General features: G+C 41.9%; 18 protein-coding genes and 1 tRNA gene. 18 read left to right on the forward strand and 1 reads right to left on the reverse strand.

Features of this window, described 5'->3' with window-relative positions; translation table 11 throughout:
- From HY58_RS01825 to HY58_RS01840, 4 genes are all read left to right on the forward strand, one after another.
- Positions 1–1398, forward strand: a complete 1398-nt coding sequence (locus tag HY58_RS01825; RefSeq protein WP_039126813.1) for a hypothetical protein — start codon at positions 1–3, stop codon at positions 1396–1398.
- Between the two features lie 12 nt (positions 1399–1410).
- The gene (locus tag HY58_RS01830; RefSeq protein ID WP_039126815.1) at positions 1411–4368 is read left to right on the forward strand and encodes a TonB-dependent receptor; all 2958 of its coding nucleotides are present in this window, start codon (positions 1411–1413) and stop codon (positions 4366–4368) included.
- Entirely contained in the window at positions 4368–5711 is a 1344-nt protein-coding gene (locus HY58_RS01835; RefSeq protein WP_039126818.1) for a hypothetical protein, read from the forward strand. Before HY58_RS01830 ends, HY58_RS01835 begins: the two co-directional genes overlap by 1 nt.
- 141 nt (positions 5712–5852) lie before the next feature.
- The gene (locus tag HY58_RS01840; protein WP_052323763.1) at positions 5853–7268 is read left to right on the forward strand and encodes a hypothetical protein; all 1416 of its coding nucleotides are present in this window, start codon (positions 5853–5855) and stop codon (positions 7266–7268) included.
- Positions 7269–7366: 98 nt separating this feature from the next.
- Here the strand turns inward: HY58_RS01840 and HY58_RS01845 are convergent, their stop codons facing one another.
- On the reverse strand, positions 7367–8248 hold the full coding sequence (locus HY58_RS01845; RefSeq protein WP_039126822.1) for a glycosyltransferase family 2 protein: 882 nt from the start codon (positions 8246–8248) through the stop codon (positions 7367–7369).
- A 460-nt stretch (positions 8249–8708) separates the two neighbouring features.
- Between HY58_RS01845 and HY58_RS19590 the strand changes: the two genes are divergently transcribed.
- The 14 genes from HY58_RS19590 to HY58_RS01915 all read left to right on the forward strand — a co-directional run bounded on the left by HY58_RS19590 (position 8709) and on the right by HY58_RS01915 (position 20304).
- Positions 8709–9080 carry a hypothetical protein gene (locus HY58_RS19590; protein ID WP_172644585.1) on the forward strand — a complete coding sequence of 124 codons (372 nt, stop codon included), beginning with the start codon at positions 8709–8711 and terminating at the stop codon, positions 9078–9080.
- 70 nt (positions 9081–9150) lie between these two features.
- Positions 9151–10641, forward strand: a complete 1491-nt coding sequence (locus tag HY58_RS01855; protein WP_039126828.1) for an NAD(P)/FAD-dependent oxidoreductase — start codon at positions 9151–9153, stop codon at positions 10639–10641.
- A gap of 28 nt (positions 10642–10669) precedes the next feature.
- Positions 10670–11506 (forward strand): phytoene/squalene synthase family protein, encoded by an 837-nt coding sequence (locus HY58_RS01860; protein ID WP_039126831.1) that lies wholly within the window; start codon positions 10670–10672, stop codon positions 11504–11506.
- Positions 11507–11594: 88 nt separating this feature from the next.
- Complete coding sequence (idi, locus tag HY58_RS01865; protein ID WP_253271480.1) at positions 11595–12143, forward strand: isopentenyl-diphosphate Delta-isomerase; 549 nt, start codon at positions 11595–11597, stop codon at positions 12141–12143.
- On the forward strand, positions 12131–12616 hold the full coding sequence (locus tag HY58_RS01870) for a sterol desaturase family protein (protein ID WP_039127862.1): 486 nt from the start codon (positions 12131–12133) through the stop codon (positions 12614–12616). The genes idi and HY58_RS01870 overlap by 13 nt, the downstream gene beginning before the upstream one ends.
- A gap of 32 nt (positions 12617–12648) precedes the next feature.
- Positions 12649–13833, forward strand: a complete 1185-nt coding sequence (locus HY58_RS01875) for a lycopene cyclase family protein (RefSeq protein WP_052323765.1) — start codon at positions 12649–12651, stop codon at positions 13831–13833.
- Positions 13834–13881: 48 nt separating this feature from the next.
- Positions 13882–14460, forward strand: coding sequence for a MarC family protein (locus HY58_RS01880; RefSeq protein ID WP_039127868.1), 579 nt, complete (start codon positions 13882–13884; stop codon positions 14458–14460).
- Between the two features lie 7 nt (positions 14461–14467).
- Positions 14468–14539 (forward strand) — tRNA-Arg (locus tag HY58_RS01885).
- Between the two features lie 130 nt (positions 14540–14669).
- Positions 14670–15665, forward strand: a complete 996-nt coding sequence (locus HY58_RS01890) for a glycosyltransferase (RefSeq protein WP_039127870.1) — start codon at positions 14670–14672, stop codon at positions 15663–15665.
- Between the two features lie 110 nt (positions 15666–15775).
- Positions 15776–16720, forward strand: coding sequence for a glycosyltransferase (locus tag HY58_RS01895; RefSeq protein WP_052323767.1), 945 nt, complete (start codon positions 15776–15778; stop codon positions 16718–16720).
- Entirely contained in the window at positions 16717–17976 is a 1260-nt protein-coding gene (locus HY58_RS01900) for a glycosyltransferase family 2 protein (RefSeq protein WP_039126839.1), read from the forward strand. Before HY58_RS01895 ends, HY58_RS01900 begins: the two co-directional genes overlap by 4 nt.
- Before the next feature lie 16 nt (positions 17977–17992).
- Positions 17993–18694, forward strand: a complete 702-nt coding sequence (locus HY58_RS01905; protein WP_039126843.1) for a class I SAM-dependent methyltransferase — start codon at positions 17993–17995, stop codon at positions 18692–18694.
- Positions 18651–19676, forward strand: coding sequence for a glycosyltransferase (locus HY58_RS18675; protein ID WP_082022027.1), 1026 nt, complete (start codon positions 18651–18653; stop codon positions 19674–19676). The genes HY58_RS01905 and HY58_RS18675 overlap by 44 nt, the downstream gene beginning before the upstream one ends.
- Positions 19660–20304 (forward strand): class I SAM-dependent methyltransferase, encoded by a 645-nt coding sequence (locus tag HY58_RS01915; protein ID WP_039126846.1) that lies wholly within the window; start codon positions 19660–19662, stop codon positions 20302–20304. Before HY58_RS18675 ends, HY58_RS01915 begins: the two co-directional genes overlap by 17 nt.
- The last annotated feature ends 4 nt before the right edge of the window (positions 20305–20308 follow it).

The raw sequence follows: 20308 nt of genomic DNA on the forward strand, positions 1-20308 counted from the left end.
ATGACGATAATCAGAGGTAAATCAGTAGTAACAGGTATCATCCTGGTATTACTTGTGGGGTCATCACTTGTATCCTGCGATAAATCCGATTCAAAACCAGCATCAACCGCGAAGCCTGAAAAGATATTGCTCGATACATATTCAGCAGAAGATAGCCGCAGAAAGCAGGTTATTCAGTTGGATAGTGATACCGTTTATATACTGTCATCTTCTTTCAGGAGGCTTGATGGTGAACAACTACTGATTGAGCAGGGAACACTTATAAAAGTGGATCCCGTTGGAAATATTGGGTTTACTATTGAACCGGGCGGTGTATTGATTGCAAATGGTACCCGTGAGAATCCTGTTGTTTTCACAAGCAGGGATATCGTGGGTAGCCAGAGTAAGAATTGGGGTGGAGTAACCATTACGGGAAAATCTGTTGATAATGCACAGGGGAGGAATGGTGATCTGACTGACTTTTCGGGTTCGCTTAGTTTTGTAAGGATTGAATTTGCCTCGCTGCGGTTAAATGCAGTGGGAAGCCGCACATTGCTGGAGAATATACAGGTAAGTTATGCGAATCCTGATTTTGCCAGCGGATTGGGTGGAAACAGCTTCTCCATAACTGGTGGCAGCTTTGATGCACGAAACCTCTTCTCTTATGCCTGTGGCGGCCCGGCTGATTTTTTCATTACCAATGGATACCGGGGCAAAATGCAAAACCTGCTGGCATACAGGCACCCCTTTTTCGGAAAGGCTGAAACCGGCAACCATCCTTATCTCGGTGGCCTGGTGGTACAAAATAATCCATTCGATGCGGTGGCAGAACCTATAACAGAACCACATATCTCCAACCTTACCGTAATTGGTCCGGATGGCCAGGCGGGGTCCTCGCCTGATTACGCTGATACAACAAAGGAATCCGCTGCTCTTATTGCCATTAACAGCGGAAGCTATAAGATCAGGAATTCTGTATTAATGGGATTCCCGCATTCAGCCTGGTACCTGGGTGATTTTAATTCGGCATACGCAGTACATTATGAAATAGCAGTGATTGGAAATTCTGTTTTCCATAGCTCCAATGAGGCCAGGATGTTTTTTATTAAAGACTTTGTTTATCCACCCTATTCTTTGAACGACTTCCGGAATTATGCATTGAGCCCAAAATTTAATAACCGGATATTATTCACCAGGGATGCATTTCAGTTTACAGACCTCTACAAGTATGAAGAAGGCCTCCTGCCTTTACCTGCCTTGTCATCGCCCGTATTTACCGGGGCATCTTTCCAGGACAGCTATTTCCAGGTTCCTTTCTTTGAAGTGGTAGATCATGTAGGCGCAATTGGAAAGAATAATTGGCTGGCCAATTGGACAAACCTGATTCCTTTAAAAACCAGGTATAACCTGCCAGAATAAAAATTGTGCATCATGCTACGACTGATTTCTCTTTTATTTTTTACCCAACTTACCTCATTGGCAGCTTTTTCACAGGTTTCGACGGGTAAGATTACCGGTAAGATCCTGGATATCTCTAATAATGAAGCCATCTCAGGGGCAAGCATCAGTGTAAAAAATGCCCGCTACGGAAGTAGTTCGGTTATGGATGGCAGTTACCAGATATCGTTGCCGGCAGGAACCTATACCCTCCAGTTCTCTCACCTTGGCCATAGATCAAAAGAAATCACCGATATTATTGTAAAAGCGGGCCAGTCTACTGTGTTGGATATTCTCCTGGAAACCGCTACCAAAGAGTTGGAAGGGGTGGTGGTTACCTCAAGTGTAAAAAAAGAAGCCCAGGCTTCTGTATATTCAGCACAAAAACGTAGTGCAGCAGCTTCCGATGGTATATCAGCCGAAGTAATAAAAAAAACTCCTGATAATAACGCCGGACAAATACTGAAGAGGGTTACAGGGGTCAATGTTCAGGGAAACAGGTTCGTAGTAGTAAGGGGATTGGCCGACCAGTATAATCAAACGATGCTCAATGGCGTGCCAATGACCAGTACGGAAACCAACAGGAATGCATTTGCCTTTGACCTCATCCCGGCAGCCATCATCGATAATATTGTAGTAAATAAAACCGCAACTCCCGATATGCCGGGGAATTTTGCGGGTGGCATTGTTCAGATCAATACGAAGGATTTCCCCGCCAGTGATTTTTTCACCGTGTCATTGCAACTGGGTTTTTCTGATGAAACCATAGGGAAAGATTTTTATACTGATGAAAGGGCATCCATGGAATTCCTTGGTTTTGGCGTAAAAAAAAGAGCCCTGCCTGCTGAATTTCCTACGGCCCTGTACAGAATACCTTTTGTTGAACTGAATACGCAGGAACAATTCAGGTATTTAAAAATGCTGAACAATAACCTTGCTCCCGTTAATTATGGTGCCTCAATGCCTAATGAAAGTTTCCAGGTTGGATTTGGTAAGACCATTAAATTCAGGGATAACAGTGAACTGGGTATTGTTGCAGCATTCAATCAAAGGAAAACGGAACTGATAGAACATGAAACAAGCCTGAAAGATCCTGACCTTCTTTGGAATTTTGAGCGAAATGACACAACAAAATTGCATTTCAGCCTCATGGATTATTACTCGGAAAATATTCGCTATAAATACCACGTTGACCTTGGCGGTGCCCTCAATATTGCCTATCGGTTTGGTAATAATAAGATCAGTCTGAAGAACCTGGTTAGCCAGGTTTATGACAATACCTTCATGGATATGCCATTCCTTAGGATCGAAGGGTTTGACTTTAAAGGGTATAACCAGGTGGGTATAAGGCATATTATTGAGCAGCGCCGTTTGTATAACAGCGTACTCGGTGGTGAGCACCGCACCGGGCTGAAGAACCAGACCAGGATTGACTGGAATGTAAACCTCACTGGAAACAATACCCGAACTCCGGATACCAGGAATTTTTTATTTAATACCGATTCAACTGGAAAAATTTTACAGGTTGACGGTAACTTCGACCTAGCTAATTCTCTCAAGCGGCTAAGCAGGATTTGGTCTGATGCCAATGATTTTATCTATGGAGGTGCATTTAATATTGTTACGCCGTTAAACACAGGTAAGGCAACACACCTTATCAAAGGGGGGCTACTCTTCCAAACCAGGGATCGAAATGTAGAAGGTATTTTTCTTCCTGTTTCTAATCTGAAGGGAACAGTTGACAGCATCCTTTCCCCTTCTAATTATCATCCGAATGGTGGGCGTATTGAACTGGTGAATGCCTCCATGGCTTCTGGTGCTGGTAATTATACTGCAGGTAGCAGCGTTGTGGCCGGTTACGGTAGCATCGAATCAAAACTGGGTTCAAAGCTCCGTGTGATCTGGGGGGCAAGGTTTGAAAATTACCAGCAGTTTGTAAATGTATATACGCCTGTGTTCTTCGATAATTTCACTGATCCTGAATTACAGAATACAAGCCTTGCCGCTCGCACTACCTTCAATTTTCTGCCTTCCATCAATATCATCTGGAGTCCCGTTCCGAAAATTAATGTAAGGGCTTCTTACTCTAAAACGGTTATTCGTCCCGAGCTCAAAGATCTCGCTGATTTTCCAAGATATGATTTCCTGACACTGGTTTTTTCAAGAGGTAATTCAGGCCTTAAAAGCACTTCCATTGATAACTTCGACCTGAAATTTGAATGGTTTCCCAGCGCTGGTGAAATACTGTCTCTATCTGCTTTCCATAAGAACATGGAAAACCCGATTGAGTATGGAAGACCTTTTAATGAAAATATTCGTATACCGGTAAATACTGGAACGGCAGAAGTTAGCGGGCTGGAGGCTGAGATCAGGAAGACCCTGGATTTCCTGCCTTTTGCCAAATGGCTGGAGAATGTAAACGCTTTTGCCAACGCAACATTGTTAAAATCTAAAGTCCCTTCCGGCGCGTTAAATAATTTCTATATCAATTCAACACCCGAGCACCCGCTTACGGGCCAACCGGATTATATACTGAACGCCGGACTCAGCATCCGCTTATTGAAAAATACAATGGAACTCACTGGTTCCTATAACCGAACCGGTGATCATATTACAGAGCTCGGCTCCAACCTCGAAATGATTAATATTTTCGACAGCAAAGTTACAGTTACTCCCGCTTATCACCTTAAAGCCCGGAACCAGCTTGACTTCGTGCTCACGAAATCCTTTCTCGACAATAAACTTAATATGAAGTTTAACCTGATCAATCTGTTAAAAGATCCGGTGATTATCTACCAGGACCTGAATGGCAATGGTAAAATGGATGAGTTGATCCGCCCTGTGCAGGTTAAAGGCCAGCCACAATTGACATATTCTTCTGGTATTGATAATGCTTCCTCCTATATCATTTCTCAAAGGAGTTATTCTTTAACCGTTTCATATACATTCTGATGAATAGGGCAACAATAAACCTGCTATTACTTTTATTTACTTCAGTAATGATGATTGGATGTAAAAAGGAAAGAGCGCTGGTTCAGAAAGCAAAACCGGAAATTCTGATCAATTCCCAGGATCCGCGGCTTGCAGATAATTCAATACATCTATCCGCCGATACTGTTTATGTACTGGCTGCCCATATCAACCGCGCAAGAAACCAGTCACTCATAGTAGACGCCGGTACACTCGTGAAAATAAGAGACCAGTATACTATCAATATCGAAGCAGGTGGCAAGTTTGAGTCTGTTGGTACGGAAGCTGAACCGGTAATTTTTACCAGCTCTGCATACCAGGGAGGGGCAGGTGGGGGAGTATCTTACCAGCCACATAGTTGGGGTGGTATATCTGTTAGCGGTAATGGAGTGAATGGTGAAAGCTCCGGAATAATTCAATATACAAGAATTGAATTTGCAGGTTCCGGATCAATGAATGGTTCACTGGTTTTAAATGATATTTCCGCATCAACAAAGCTCAGTCATATCCAGGTAAGCTACTCCATCAACAGCCCTTCTTTCCGTTTTAACGGGGGCAATGTAAATGCTTCCAATTTGTTATCTTATGCGTCTGGTAATTCAGATTTTTATATCGAGAATGGATACAACGGGATGTTGCAATTTCTCCTGGGGTATCGGCATCCATTTTTTCCAAAGGATATAGCTGATTTTGCCGGACTGAAAATATCTGGGCAGGGTACATTTCCCTTAATTTCAAACCTGACTATACTGGGCCCCGGAAACCAGCAGGGCACATCTTATCGGTATGGTGATACGCTTTCCTATAGCACCTATTATCCTGACGGTCAGGGTAACAGGGTAGGAGCACTGCATACTACAGGTGGTGCGGCGTTTTCTATAAGGAATGCTGTCTTTAGCGGATTTCAGAAAACAGGATGGTTGCTGGATGAAAGAGAGGCTGCACTTAAAGTATCGTCAGGAGAATCGGGCTGCATGTATTGCATTTTCCATACTGAAGATGCTGCCAGGGTTTTTATTTTATCCCCTTCTTTGTTTCCCCCGCTTGATTCAGATGATATGTATGTGCATGTTATGAAGGATGAATTTCATAACAGGATTTTTCCATCCATGAATGAATTTTTATTTACAGATTTCACCAACTATGATTTTTCCCCAAAGCCTTTTCCTGCAACTGGTTCTCCACTTTTGAGCGGAGCAGATTTTACTGGTTTATTCGCAAATGTATTTTTCGAAAAGGTTGCTTTCATTGGTTCTAACGGGGATGCAGGATGGCTAAATGGATGGACAAATTTTACACCACTGCAAACAAATTATAATAACTGATCCGTTATTATTTTCCCTTAACAATGAGTTCTCTTTAACATAACCTTATGTTTCAATCCTGTTAATACTGGAAGTATAAGTTTGCTTACTTATTCGAAAACATCTTCACTGAGTTCAAATCAAAAAACTAAAAACTAGAAAATGAAAAAGCTTTTCATTGCAGCTTCTGCATTGAGCGCCCTTTTTGCCGCATCTTGTTCAAAGCAACAGGATGTTGAGTTAAAAAAAGAGCTGATCCCGGGTACAGCTTCAACTCCCGATACCCTGGTAGGGGATATCACAGTTAATACAACTGTTACCAAAACAACCTACCTGAAAGGGATCGTGTATGTTAAGCCTGGTGCTACACTTACAGTTAATCCAGGAGTAACTATTATTGGTTCTGCAGGTGCAGCAACTCCTGACCTTCTGAACCTCGCCAATAACAAAGGCGTTCTCGTTGTAGAGAAGGGTGGTAAATTGGTTGCAAATGGTACGCCATCTTCTCCCATTGTATGGACTTCCAGCAAAGCAGCAGGTCAGCGTAATTTCGGTGATTGGGGTGGTATTGTAATCTTCGGACAGGCTCCTATTATTACAAGAACCGGAGCAGCCACAAACATTTACGAAGCTTTTGATGCTATTAATGATCCAAAGAATTATTACGGTGGTACAAATCCATCTGATAACAGTGGTTCTATGACCTATAACAGGATCGAATTTGCTGGTGGTACTGTACTGGCAGCAAATAAGGAAGTGAATGGCCTTACACTTTGTGGTGTAGGTTCAGGTACGGTTATTAACCATGTTCAGGTTGCTCATTCTGGTGATGATGCATTTGAATTCTTTGGCGGAACTGTCAATGCTTCCCATCTGCTTGCTTTTGGATCAAAGGATGATGATTTCGATTTTGATGAAGCTTATTCAGGAAGATTACAGTTTATCATTGCATACCGTACTGATCTGGCTGATAACTCTGGTTCTGAAATGATTGAACTGGATAATAATGCCACTACAACTGTTTTCAATAACACACGTACAAACCCATTGATTGTTAATGCTACCCTCATCGGACCAGCTTCTACAACTGTTCGCTCTGGTGTTACCGGTTCATTTGATGGTGGTGTTTATGTTAGAAAGCAGGGTAGGATAGCTTTGGCGAACTCATTGATCATCGCACAGGCGTTGCCTGTAGCACTCGGTACCACAGCTACAACCAACGCTTCTTTTGTTAACCCATCAGATCCAGTTCCTTCTTTCGTTCGTAATAATATATTCCAGACAAGTTCAGCTAACCCTGTAGTAATCGATAGTGATGAAAGCAACCCAATCATAGGTACTGCTGACAATGCACTCATTGCTGTATTGGCAAATTCTACTAACCAAAATGGTGCGCTGCCTAATTTTGCAGCATTCAAACTTGATGGTGGTCTTAAGCCAACTGCTGGTTCACCTGCACTTTCCGGTGGACTGAATGTTTCTTCTTTCGGTTTTGTTGGAACAACTGTTCGCGGTGCAGTACTTCCTACTGATCCCTGGACAACAACTGGTTCATGGATTTCAATTGCCGCTAACTAATTTTTTAATCATGCTGTATTTCGGATAAGTTTTAATAAAGTGAAACGGCATTCTTTTGAATGCCGTTTCACTTTATTGCTTTTTGATGTCTTATTTGGTTAATGATTAATCGAAAGTTTACGACTTCTTCTTATTTGTGGTAATTTCAGGGCGATCTTTTTAGCCAGGTTGAGGTTAATGTAATAATCCTCTTTTCTGCCTGTAATTATTGCCTGGAATGAAGCAACCATATGCCGGGCTATTCGCCGGGTACAAAATCTTATCCATCCATCCCGATTCACATCACAGGCATAAACAAGGAATTGCGTGAATATTCTATCAGTTTTCTGTTGCTTTGATAGTTCAGCCTTAACATCCTGAACCCTGTCGTGCCATATTACTGCGTCAGTGCAAATCCCTATCTTGTAATTATTATAGATTACACGTTGTGCATAGTTCCAATCCTCTCCATAATGAAAAAATATGGGGTCAAACTCACCAGTCTTACGTATGCAGTCAGCAGTTAACATCCAGGCGGCAGCATTTACAAAGCTGGTTTCATAGATCCCTTCTGAATATTCTCTGGAGTACCTGTCAATATAACTCTTGAAATTTGTATCCGTTGCTGTTCCATTGCCGTTAAAATGATAAGGACTCATTATTCCAAATTCGCTGTGAAGCTCAAGGCTTTTACAAAGAAGTTTAATGGTGTCGGGTGCAATCCAGGCATCCTGGTTTAAAAGGAAAACCAGCTCCGCTTTCTCTTCCATTGCCATGCTCATTCCTATATTGTTCGCCTGCCCGAAGCCAAGATTCTTTTCAGATTTTATGAGGCGAACGGCAGGATAATTTTCTTCGATATACTGGCAGGTTTGATCAAATGAATGATTGTCAATTACTATAATATCTACCGGTATCAAACTGTTCTCTAAACTGGAAAGGCATTTGTCAATCCATTGCATCCCGTTGTAGGTGACAACTATTACAAAAACCCTTTTCATAAACCCAAAGTTGTAATCTATGTCGGATGGTTGAACATAACTTCCATTAAGGTTTTATGACATTTCGTAGAGCTAGTTTATAAAATGATAATATTAGCATTCCTGAATTTTAATGAGTTTGCAAAGGATTGATAAATTAATGGCATCTAATTTTTGTAATCCAATTGTTTTTCCACTGCAGTTTCAGAACCTCCGGCAAATGCCGATACCGGCTGAATTGATGCAATATATTAGTGACCCTAAAATAACAAGGCCCCTTACTGCACTGGACTTTCAATTTCAGAATTATCTAGATAAATTTAAGTTCAGTCAGAACCCGTCTGCCCAGGTGCAATATTTATTTCTGGATAGCATTTTACTGTCCACTGAATTAATGGCAGAAAGGTTGGTGCACCTGTTATTTGATATGTGGTGGACTGACCCCGCCTTCACATTGCAGAAAAGCATTTTTGTTGAAGCAATGCGGCAAAGAAAAGGGTTTGATGCAGGGCTCTATGATCCTGATAGAAAGTTTCTTTCCTTCAAATATGATGGCAAAGCTGGATTTTCCCCTTCCCTTCAAAAATTCCATGAAATATTTTTAGACCGCCTCACTAACCATTCCGTTTATTCAGATAAAAAAAGCCTGAATGATTTAATTGAAATTCTCAATTATCTTTTTTTTGCTCCTCATATAACTAGATACTCTTCCTCGCAATCTGAATTCATATGCCTCGTTTTACACTTTAATGCCGATAAATATATATTTGAACGGTTTACCCACTGGCTAACTGTAAAAAATAGGCGAACCGCCCGCACCGTTTTCCAATCTGTTAATCAACAATTTTTATAACAGCAGCTTTTTTTGAACTATTTTGAAAGCATAAACGTTTAACTATATTGTAGCGATATTTAAACAGATTATGGGCAAAAAGGTTATTATTATAGGTTCTGGTTTTGCTGGCATGTCGGCCGCAGCATTTATGGCGAGAGCAGGATGGGATGTAACCGTCATCGAAAAGAATGACCAGCCGGGTGGCCGGGCTCGCCAATGGAAACAGGATGGCTTCACCTTTGACATGGGACCTTCCTGGTACTGGATGCCCGATGTTTTTGAAAGATTCTTCCAGCAGTTCGGAAAAAAAGTGTCAGACTATTATGCACTCGAGCGTCTGGATCCTTCTTATCGTGTGTATTGGAGCGATGAAGAGGAGAGATGGAGAGATGGAGGGATGGATATTCCCGCGGGGTTGCCTGCGTTGAAAGAGTTATTCGAAAGTATTGAAGCTGGAGCAGGTGCGAAGCTTGAGCAGTTCATGGAAGAAGCGGCTTTCAAATACCGCGTAGGTATGCAGAAGCTGGTACATAAACCCGGTCAATCGCTCACCGAATTCATAGACCTCGATATAGTTAAAGGAGTTTTCAAACTCGACGTCTTCACTAACATGAAGGCGCATGTACAGAAATTCTTTAAAGATCCAAAACTCAAGCAGTTGATGGAGTTCCCCGTGCTATTCCTAGGCGCCATGCCCGAAGATACTCCCGCCCTCTACAGCCTGATGAATTATGCCGATGTGGTGGGCGGCACCTGGTACCCCAAAGGCGGTATGTACAGCATCGTGGATGCCATGTACAAACTCGCCAAAGAACAGGGCGCCAAATTCCTTTTCAATGAAACTGTCACCTCCATAGAATTGCATGCATCTACTGCCCGCTCAGTTTCCACTGACCGTGGCCGTTATGATGCCGATGTCGTTATAGGAGGGGCCGACTACCACCATATCGAAAGCGTACTGCTCCCTGAAACACATCGCTCCTATTCAGAGCAGTACTGGGATAGCAGGGTAATGGCACCAAGTTGTTTGCTTTACTACGTTGGACTGAATAAAAAACTCGAAGGGATCCACCACCATAGTTTGTTCTTCGATACTTCTCTTCACCAGCATGCCCGGGAGATCTATGCCGATCCGCAATGGCCTTCTGCCCCTTTGTTCTATGTGAGCGCAACATCTGTTTCTGATTCTACCGTTGCGCCTGAAGGTTGCGAAAACCTCTTTTTGCTGGTGCCTGTTGCGGCGGGACTGAACGGAGACACCGAAGAAGTGCGTGAAAAATATTTTGATCTTATCATTGGCCGACTTGAAAAGCATCTTGGGCAATCTGTTCGCGATGCTATAATTCTGAAAAGAAGTTTTGCACAATCTGATTTTGTGCGTGATTATAATTCGTTTAAGGGAAATGCCTATGGACTAGCTAATACACTTAAACAAACTGCCATCCTCAAGCCAGGATGTCGGAGTAAAAAGGTAAATAACCTCTTTTTCACCGGCCAATTGACGGTTCCCGGTCCGGGTGTTCCACCCAGCCTCATCAGCGGTGAACTGGTAGCCAAAGAAGTGATTAAGAATTTTTAGTTATCTTAAAACCTGCCTAACCACGCTTATGATGCAATTGTTCCATACTGTTTCTGAGGTTTGTAGTCGCGTTACCACAGAACGTTACAGTACCTCTTTCTCTTCAGCCATCAAGCTGTTGCACCACGATCTGCGCCAGCCTATCTTCAATATTTATGGACTCGTGCGCTTTGCTGATGAGATCGTTGATACATTCCACGATCACGACAAAAGCCTGCTGCTGGCAGAATTCAAGCAACAAACCTATGATGCCATAGAAAGAAAGATCAGCCTTAATCCCATCCTCCATAGCTTCCAGCTTACCGTGAATGCCTACAATATTGACCATTCTCTTATTGATGCATTCTTCCGTAGCATGGAAATGGATCTGGATAAAAAAGCCTACGATCACCAGGGCTATATCGACTATATATATGGTTCCGCAGAAGTGGTTGGACTCATGTGCCTCTATGTTTTCTGTGAGGGCGACCGCCAGCTTTACGACAAACTAAAAGGATCGGCACGATCCTTGGGCGCTGCTTTCCAGAAAGTGAATTTCCTGCGCGACCTGAATGCTGATTTCAAGCAGCTCGACAGGGTTTACTTTCCAGGTTGTGATTTTACTAATTTCACCGACTGTGATAAAACAAAAATTGAAGCCGATATCCAGGCCGATTTTGATGAAGCCTATAATGGCATCATGCAATTGCCGGTAAAAGCGCGATTTGGTGTGTATGTGGCCTATAAATATTATCTCTCCTTATTCCGCCGCATTAAACGCATCAAGCCCGCACGCATCATGCAGGAAAGGGTTCGGGTCCCGGATTATAGAAAGGCAGCGATCGTGCTGAGGGCAGGGGTGAAGCAGCAACTGGGGATGATGTGATGGAGGGATGGAGAGATGGAGGGATAGAGGAGAGATGGAGAGGTGGAGGGATGGAAGAGAAATTTTAGTAGAAAAAAACAAAATTATTTTGGAGAATTTGGTGAAAAATATGGATGTGGTTCTGGTTGATGCATTGGATCATGAGTTGGGTACAATGGAAAAAATGGCTGCTCATGAGCAGGGTGTCCTGCACCGAGCATTCAGTGTATTCATCTTCAATGCCAGTGGACAAATGCTTTTGCAACAACGCGCCCTCGATAAATACCATAGCGCAGGCCTCTGGACCAATGCCTGCTGCAGCCATCCTTATCCGGGTGAAGCTGTAGAAGAGGCCGCCCTCCGCAGGTTACAGGAAGAAATGGGCTTTACCACACCCCTGCAGAAAGCTTTCGATTTCATTTACCGCGCCGGCTTTAATAATGGCCTTACCGAACATGAGTTCGACCATGTTTTTGTTGGTGAATTCAGCGGACTGGTAAATCCGGATCCCGTTGAAGTAAATGAGTATTGTTACCTTTCGATAGAAGAAATTGAATCATCTTTGCAAAACCATCCCACCCGCTATACCGCCTGGTTCCACCTGGCATTTCCAAGGGTGAAGGAATGGAGAAAAAAATCAGCAGTATGTATTGGCTAGTTTATATAGGAATTGTGGTTGGAACGTTTTTAGTGATGGAAGGCATAACCTGGTTAACTCATCGTTACGTAATGCACGGGTTTCTCTGGTACCTGCATGAAGATCACCATAAAAAGGGGCCGGGTTTTTTTGAGAAGAACGACTGGTTCTTCGTGATATTCGCCGTTCCAAGCTTTCTGATGATACTATATGGTACCCTTCAACCCCTTTACTGGTTGCAGGCCGTTGGCTTCGGCATCATGTCTTACGGACTCGCCTATTTTCTCGTACACGATATCATCATCCACCAGCGCTTCAAATTTATGAGTCGCTCTAACAATATCTATGTTCGTGCCATCCGCTGGGCGCACAAGATGCACCATAAGCATATCGGTAAAGAACATGGTGAATCTTTCGGCATGCTCATGGTGCACCAGAAATATTGGGAGAAGGTCAAAAAAGACCGTGAAAACACCCTTTCCAGGGGTAAATAATCTCCCTATCTTGTCTAGGCCAAAACAAGATTATGCCCCCACAATATTTTTTCGAACTTCTTGATCCCGACTCCACACACGATTATGATTACGTGTTCTGCGGAGCCGGATTATCCTCTCTGAGCCTTCTCATGCGAATGCTCCAGAGCGAGGAGTTTAAGGATTGCAGGTACCTGCTGGTCGACAAAGACCAGAAGAAGGTAAACGACCGCACATGGTGCTTCTGGGAAAAAGGAGAGGGTTTCTTCGATTCAATTGTACACAAAAGATGGGATAAGGTCTGGTTTCATGGCGAGGGGTTTTCTAAGCAATTCAACATCGCACCCTACCAGTATAAGATGATCAGGGGCATCGACCTTTACCAGCATTGTCTCAACATCCTGGTAAAAAAAGAGAATGTTCGTATCATCTTTGAACCCATCAGCAGCATCACCAATCTCAAAGGCAAAGGGGTAGTTGAATTGCATAACGGGGTGCGCTTCGGGGCCCGTAAATGGCTTTTTAATTCCATCCCATTTGACAAGCCAAAAGCGGAGCCCGGCACCCATTACCTGAAACAACATTTCAAAGGCTGGTTCATAGAAACGGCAGCACCTTTTTTTGATCCCTCTTCTAATACGCTGATGGACTTCCGCGTAAACCAGGAGCACGGAACCACTTTCGTTTATACCATGCCGTTGGATGAAACCCATGCCCTTATTGAATACACCCTTTTCACTGAAAACCTTCTGCAACAAGAGCAATACGATGAAGGCTTAAGGAACTATATTAGTGACTACCTGCAACTCAATGATTATTCCATTAAAGAGGAAGAATTCGGGGTGATTCCCATGACGGGTTTTACATTTCCCGAGCGGGATGGTAATATTGTTTATATAGGAACTGCCGGTGGACAAACCAAGCCTTCCAGTGGATACACCTTCCAGTTTGTTCAGCAACATAGTGCCGCCATTCTGCGTTCACTATTGAAGAAGGGGCATCCCTTCCCCCCTAAGCAACATGGCGGAAGGTTCCGTTTCTATGACAACGTGTTGCTGGATGTGCTGGTGAATGAAGACCTGCCGGGAGATAAGATCTTTACCCGGCTTTTTGAACGAAATAGTGCCCAGCGCATATTCAGGTTCCTCGACAATCATTCTTATCTGCCAGAAGAGCTGCTGCTCATTAGCAGTCTGCCTACCATGCCCTTTTTAAGAGCCGCCCGGCGGGTAATATAGATTTGCCTTAAATTACGGCTGTGTAGCTAAATGCACAACCCATTCAGCATGAGTATAAATATCAATGAACTTCTCACCGTCACCTTCACGCTGTTTGCCATCATTGATATTCTCGGCTCTATACCCCTCCTGATCTCACTCAAAACCAGGATGGGTGCCATCCATGAGTTAAGGGCAACACTTATTTCAGGTGGATTGATGCTATTATTCCTGCTCACCGGCGAAAAATTCCTGCAGATCCTGGGCCTTGACGTCAGCTCTTTTGCTGTGGGCGGTTCCATTGTGATCTTTATCCTTGGACTTGAAATGGTACTTGGCATAGAATTTTTTAAATCAGATGGGGATATAAAGTCGGGCACTGTAGTGCCCATTGCATTTCCCCTGATCGCGGGTTCGGGAACACTAACCACCATCATTTCACTGCAAGCCAACTACAATACGCTTACAGTGGCGATGGCCATCATATTAAATCTTGTTGTAGTGTATATAGTACTCAGGTCATTGGATTACATAGAAAAACTCATCGGTCCTGCCGGATTACTGGCCATCCGTAAGTTTTTTGGTGTAGTTTTGCTCGCCATTGCGGTAAAAATATTTGCCACCAATGCAGCAGGATTAATAAAATGATCCAACCGGCCTCGTAGTACAATGGATAGTATAAGAGTTTCCGAAGCTCCAGATCCAGGTTCGATTCCTGGCGAGGCCACCCATAATCCATCATATTCCTCCGAATGCATAATTCGGCTGTAAATCCTTCCTTTTACAGTGAAAATCCTTTAATTTAAATGTAGAGCCCGATATCAGATGAGTTTAAATTTGAATTATTGTGGATGAAAATGAATGATCGGATCCCTGAATCTCCTCCTGTGATAACGCCAGTGCCTACTGGTACAATCAGGCCATTGTGGTCGGTCATGATACCGGCATATAATTGCATGGAATTCCTGAAACAGGCCATTGCAAGCGTTCTTGAACAAGCTCCAGCTGAAGATATAATGCAGATTGAAGTGGTGGATGATGCCAGCACAGATGGTAATATTAAGGAGCTGGTTGAAACTATAGGAAAGGGAAGGGTTTCTTATTTCCGTCAACCGGAAAATGTTGGAAGCTTAAGGAATTTTGAAACCTGCCTTAACAGGTCTCGGGGACATTTAATCCATTTACTGCATGGCGATGATTTGGTGTCGCCAGGATTTTACCAGGAAATGGGATCTGTAATGGAGAAATTCCCTGAAGCGGGCTCCGCCTTTTGTAGCTATTCCTTTATTAATAAAGATTCGCAGGTCACTTCACTGGCTAGTCCAATAATGGATAAAGCAGGTATTATTGAGGATTGGTTAGAAAAAGTCGCAGTAATTAACTATCCACAACCACCTTCTGTTGTTGTTCGTCGTTCAGTCTATGAACACCTTGGCGGTTTTTTTGCAGCTCATTATGGTGAAGATTGGGAAATGTGGTGCCGTATAGCAGCAAATTACCCTGTAGCATATACACCTAAATGTCTTGCCAAATACAGGATTCATTTTAATAATATTAGTACCAAGGCATTGTTATCGGGGCAAAGTGTAGCAGACATCAATAAATTGATCGGAATCATCCAGCAATACCTTCCCTTAAATAAAAGAAAGAAAATCCGGAATAAATCAAAGCATAATTTTTCTACTCACTTTGCATCAATTGCCCTTAGGAACTTTTATGGTGACAAAGACAAATACTTAAAACTTGCATACAAATCATTCCTGATGGACAGGAATCGAACCACTTTTTACTTTTTAACTAAAATTGTACTTAGCTATTTTGTTCAGGTGAATACTACCCATAATAAGAGTTAATAAAATTTACGAAATCTAAAGCTTTATAGAATTTGCCTGAAAGGATTCCTTTAGAACCACCTATTATTTTGCCTTTAAATGAAGGCATTAACAGGCCTCTATGGTCAGTAATGATACCCGTTTACAACTGTAGTGAATTTATTCCGGACGCTATTCTAAGTGTTTTGAACCAGGATCCGGGAGAAGAATTTTTGCAGATTGAGGTAGTGGATGATGCAAGCACTGATATGGATATCGAGGCCATGGTATTGCAACTCGGAAATGGAAGGGTGACTTATTTCAGGCAAAATCAGAATGTTGGTAGTCTGAGAAATTTCGAGACCTGTATTAACAGGGCAAAGGGACATTACATTCATTTACTTCATGGTGATGATAGGATAAAACCCGGTTTTTATAAAGAGATAGAAAACCTGTTTGAAATGTTCCCCCAGGCAGGAGCAGCATTTTCAAACTGGGATTTTATTAATGCTGATGGTACGCTGATCAAGCAGGAAACCAGAAGAGCTGATTCCCCCTGTATCATTGAAAATTGCCTTCAACGTCTCTCCCATGGGCAACTGATGCAATACGTATGTATGGTGGTAAAGCGAACTGTTTATGAAGACCTCGGTGCCTTTTATGGGGTAATTTATGGTGAGGATTGGGAGATGTGGGCACGCATTGCAAGTAAGTATCCTATTGCATATACCCCATTGTCTCTTGCTGAGTACAGAACCCATTATAACTCAATTTCGGGCCACAGTTTTCTAAGTGGTAGAAACATTTCAGATCTTAAAAAAGTATTCATATCCATTGGCAATTTGCTTCCTGTGGAGGAAAGAAAAAAGGCAAATTTAACCGTAAGAAAAAATTATGCTTTTTGGGCTATTGAGGCAGCACGATTCATGTGGTTAAGGACAAAAAAGAAATCAGTTGTTTATATACAGGTATATGAATTGCTAAAACTCTATCCGGATATCAGGCTTCTAATGCGGTCATTTAATATGATTTTCTGGATATGGAAGATCGATCTGTTGCAAAAGGCGAGAAAACTTAAAAAGACAATTAGCCATTGAGCAAATTTCTTCCATATAGAATTGTACACCTCGATCTTGCTGAGCTGGAAAAATACCTGGACATTATTCACCAATTGCAGAGCCCTGCATACTTCGTGATATGGTGGCGGGAAATTCCACTTGGCCATTTTTACTTCGAGAGAATGGAAGAAAAAAATGAATTAAGAGGTTTGATCTATAAGAACATTCAACCAACTCTTGATTCATATTCTCAGGATCAAATGGCAATAGTAAATATCCAGAAGGCAATTCTCAGTTCAGATGTTAACAGCCTTGAATATAACATGAGGACTATACTTGGAAATTTATTGCCGCGTGATATACCTGATTATGCAGATATCAGTATAATCATTTGTACACGTAACAGGAGTAATATTCTCATTAAATGCCTTGATAGTTTAGCTAAACAACATTGTAAACCTCGTGAGATAATTATTGTAGATAATGCCCCTTCAGATGATAGTACTGAAAGGCTTGTAAATCTGACAGGAGACATCAGGTATATTCGGGAGGAAAGGCCAGGCCTCGATATTGCAAGGAATACAGGGGCTATAAATGCAGGTAATAATATCATTGCTTACCTTGATGATGATGTTGTTATTGACCCATTTTGGACTTACCGAATCATGGAGGCATTTCTTGACAATACCGTTGATGCTATAACAGGTCTCGTTCTTCCCGCCTCCTTAGAGGCTGAAAGCCAGGTTATCTTTGAAAAATTCTGGAGTTTTAACAAGGGCTACTTACAAAAAAAATATACCTCTGGTTTTCTTAAGCCTAAGGATAAGGATTGCCCTAAAGTATGGAATATCGGTGCTGGGGCAAATATGGCATTTAGAAAGGATATACTGGAAAAAGTAAATTATTTTGATGAGCGCCTGGATGCCGGAGCTGCTGGCTGTAGCGGTGATTCAGAAATTTGGTTTCGAATTTTGCGCATCAGAGGAAACATTCTGTATTCGCCGCTTGCTATTGTATATCATGAACATCGACGTGATATGAAAGGTCTCGAAAGGCAGCTGTTTAATTACATGAAAGGTAATGTAACTGCGGCCCTGATACAACACCAGAGTGAACCCGCACTTAATTATGCAAGGCATGTATTCAGAGGCATGACAAGAAATTATTTATTGTTGTTGTTAGGCAAATTCAGAAATCCCGGACTAAGGCATAAAACAATTATAAAAGAAGCGCTGGGAGCCTTATCTGGTGTAATATATTTTTCACTGAACAGGAAACGAAAACCTCTTACCTGATCTTCAAATCAATTGTATGTTTACAAAAACAGCGGAATATTATGATGCCTTATACCATTTCATTGATTATGAAAATATCTGTAAGCATCTCCATGAACTGATACAACATCAATCTCCTGGTACCTCATCACTTCTTGATGTAGGATGTGGCACAGGAAGGCATCTTTCACATCTCCAAAACTTGTACCAGGCAGAGGGAGTTGATATAAATTGGGAACTCCTGGAGATAGCCAAAAAGAATTGTCCTGCCGTAACATTTCATACAGGTGATATGCGTTCCTTTGAGCTGAATAAAAGCTTTGACGTGGTAGCTTGTTTATTTAGTTCAATAGGGTATGTGAAAACCGAAACAGGCCTCAATGATTCACTTCAATCCATGACCCGCCACCTTAACAATAACGGGCTCCTGCTTCTTGAACCCTGGATTTGGCCCGAAGATTATTGGCTGGGTAAAATCACTGCTAATTTTGTTGATCGGCACGAATTGAAAATATCCTGGATGTATATAAGTGAGCGATATGATGATATTTCTGTTTTTGATATAAAGTATATGGTCGGTACGCCAACTTCTATAGAACAGTTCTCTGAAAGGCACGAAATGGGTCTTTGGACAGACGCACAGTACAGAACTGCCATGGAGAAAGCCGGTCTGCACGATATTCAGTATATTAAAAATGAAACATTCCGCCGCGGACTCTATTATGGTAGAAAGCATTAATGATATTCTCCCGAATCCTCCGATGATCACCGTATGGATAACAACATTCAATCATGGTGAATTCATTGCACAGGCTATTGAGAGTGTTCTTATGCAACACACTACCTATAAGTATGAGATAGTAATAGGGGAGGATTTTTCCGAAGACAATACAAGGCAAATTGTAATGACGTATCAGGAAAAATACCCTGATATTATAAAGGCATACCTGCCCGAGGCTAACCTCGGAATGATGCAGATGTTTTTTGATTCTTACGAGCTTTGCCGGGGTAAATATATTGCCTGGCTTGATGGCGATGATTACTGGACAGATAAAGACAAGTTGCAGAAACAGGTAGATTTCCTGGAGGCAAATCCTGATTATATGCTCACCTTTCATGCAATTAATTATCATGAAACTGATACTGATAAAATTTACCCGAGTCAGCATCCTCATCAAAAAGAACCCCTTCATACATATGTATTAGAGGACTTTTTTCAGTACAATCTCGCACCCTCCGTATCTGTGATTCATCGTAATGTACTTGCACATCCATTACCAGCCTGGTTTAAAGATCTTCCTTTCCCGGATCTTGCAATGCATATCCTGTTGTTATTAAAGGGAAAGGCAAAATATTTCAGGGATGTAATGGCGGTTTACCGTATTCACAACAATGGGGCATGGTCTGGTATTCCTGAATATGATAAAACTGCACAATTGGCTTTGTTCTATCGAAATATTATAGCCCGTTTGAAATTGGAGAAAAATGAGAGCATCAGGAGCCAAACAATTCCCTTATTCAAGACAACTCTTCTAAAAAGCATCGAATATGACAGGTGGAAAAACGCAGCTTTTTATTTTTGGTATATTTTGTACCCCTTCTCAAAATTTCCAAAGAATGACCGCGATCTTTTTATAAAGTCTCTAAGATATTTTGCAGGTTTAATACCCCGAAAGATTCTTGGCCAGATCAAAAAAACGGATAATGGAAAAAAAGCCTGACTACCAGAGCATTGTTAAACATTATGAGAATTGTCTTGCCAAGTATGGCGACTCTCATAAAGGCGTGGACTGGCCCGATAAAGCAGGTGCCGACCTGAGATACAAAGTAATGAGTAGTGTGTTGAAGAGTAGTGAAGAGAAAGCTATAAGTATCCTGGATTTTGGATGCGGAACTGCACAGTTTTACCAGTTCCTGGTTGATTCAGGTCTAGTGAATTTTAAATATACCGGGCTTGACATTTCTCCTAAATTCATTGATGTTGCCAGATCCAAATTCCCTACCCTTGATTTTATTTGTAGGGATTTTTTGAGGGATTCAAACGAATTTGAATCTTACGACTATATTATTATGAATGGTGTCTTTACGGAAAAACTAGACTTGAGTTTTGATGAGATGTGGGTATATCTAAAAGAGTTATTACCATTGGTTTTTAGGCACACTAAAAAAGCAATCGCTTTCAATGTAATGTCCAAAAATGTGGATTGGGAACGCAATGATTTATTTCACCTTCCTATGGATATCCTGGCGCAATTCTTAACCACAGAACTCAGCAGGCATTTTATTTTCAGGCATGATTATGGCCTTTATGAATATACTGCCTATGTATTTGTAGAACCCAATAATTAAGCAC

It is taken from the genome of Flavihumibacter sp. ZG627 (assembly GCF_000814325.1).
Classification (GTDB): Bacteria; Bacteroidota; Bacteroidia; order Chitinophagales; family Chitinophagaceae; genus Flavihumibacter.

Excerpts from the sequence above, each read along its gene's own strand:
- HY58_RS01905 (WP_039126843.1), top strand. The coding sequence starts at position 17,993 with ATGTTTACAAAAACAGCGGAATATTATGATGCCTTATACCATTTCATT.
- HY58_RS01830 (WP_039126815.1), top strand. The coding sequence starts at position 1,411 with ATGCTACGACTGATTTCTCTTTTATTTTTTACCCAACTTACCTCATTG.
- HY58_RS01895 (WP_052323767.1), top strand. The coding sequence starts at position 15,776 with ATGATACCCGTTTACAACTGTAGTGAATTTATTCCGGACGCTATTCTA.
- HY58_RS19590 (WP_172644585.1), top strand. The coding sequence starts at position 8,709 with ATGCGGCAAAGAAAAGGGTTTGATGCAGGGCTCTATGATCCTGATAGA.
- HY58_RS01840 (WP_052323763.1), top strand. The coding sequence starts at position 5,853 with ATGAAAAAGCTTTTCATTGCAGCTTCTGCATTGAGCGCCCTTTTTGCC.
- HY58_RS01825 (WP_039126813.1), top strand. The coding sequence starts at position 1 with ATGACGATAATCAGAGGTAAATCAGTAGTAACAGGTATCATCCTGGTA.
- HY58_RS01880 (WP_039127868.1), top strand. The coding sequence starts at position 13,882 with ATGAGTATAAATATCAATGAACTTCTCACCGTCACCTTCACGCTGTTT.
- HY58_RS01855 (WP_039126828.1), top strand. The coding sequence starts at position 9,151 with ATGGGCAAAAAGGTTATTATTATAGGTTCTGGTTTTGCTGGCATGTCG.
- HY58_RS01915 (WP_039126846.1), top strand. The coding sequence starts at position 19,660 with ATGGAAAAAAAGCCTGACTACCAGAGCATTGTTAAACATTATGAGAAT.
- HY58_RS01835 (WP_039126818.1), top strand. The coding sequence starts at position 4,368 with ATGAATAGGGCAACAATAAACCTGCTATTACTTTTATTTACTTCAGTA.
- HY58_RS01845 (WP_039126822.1), bottom strand. The coding sequence starts at position 8,248 with ATGAAAAGGGTTTTTGTAATAGTTGTCACCTACAACGGGATGCAATGG.
- HY58_RS01875 (WP_052323765.1), top strand. The coding sequence starts at position 12,649 with ATGCCCCCACAATATTTTTTCGAACTTCTTGATCCCGACTCCACACAC.
- HY58_RS18675 (WP_082022027.1), top strand. The coding sequence starts at position 18,651 with ATGAAACATTCCGCCGCGGACTCTATTATGGTAGAAAGCATTAATGAT.
- HY58_RS01870 (WP_039127862.1), top strand. The coding sequence starts at position 12,131 with ATGTATTGGCTAGTTTATATAGGAATTGTGGTTGGAACGTTTTTAGTG.
- HY58_RS01860 (WP_039126831.1), top strand. The coding sequence starts at position 10,670 with ATGATGCAATTGTTCCATACTGTTTCTGAGGTTTGTAGTCGCGTTACC.
- HY58_RS01890 (WP_039127870.1), top strand. The coding sequence starts at position 14,670 with ATGAATGATCGGATCCCTGAATCTCCTCCTGTGATAACGCCAGTGCCT.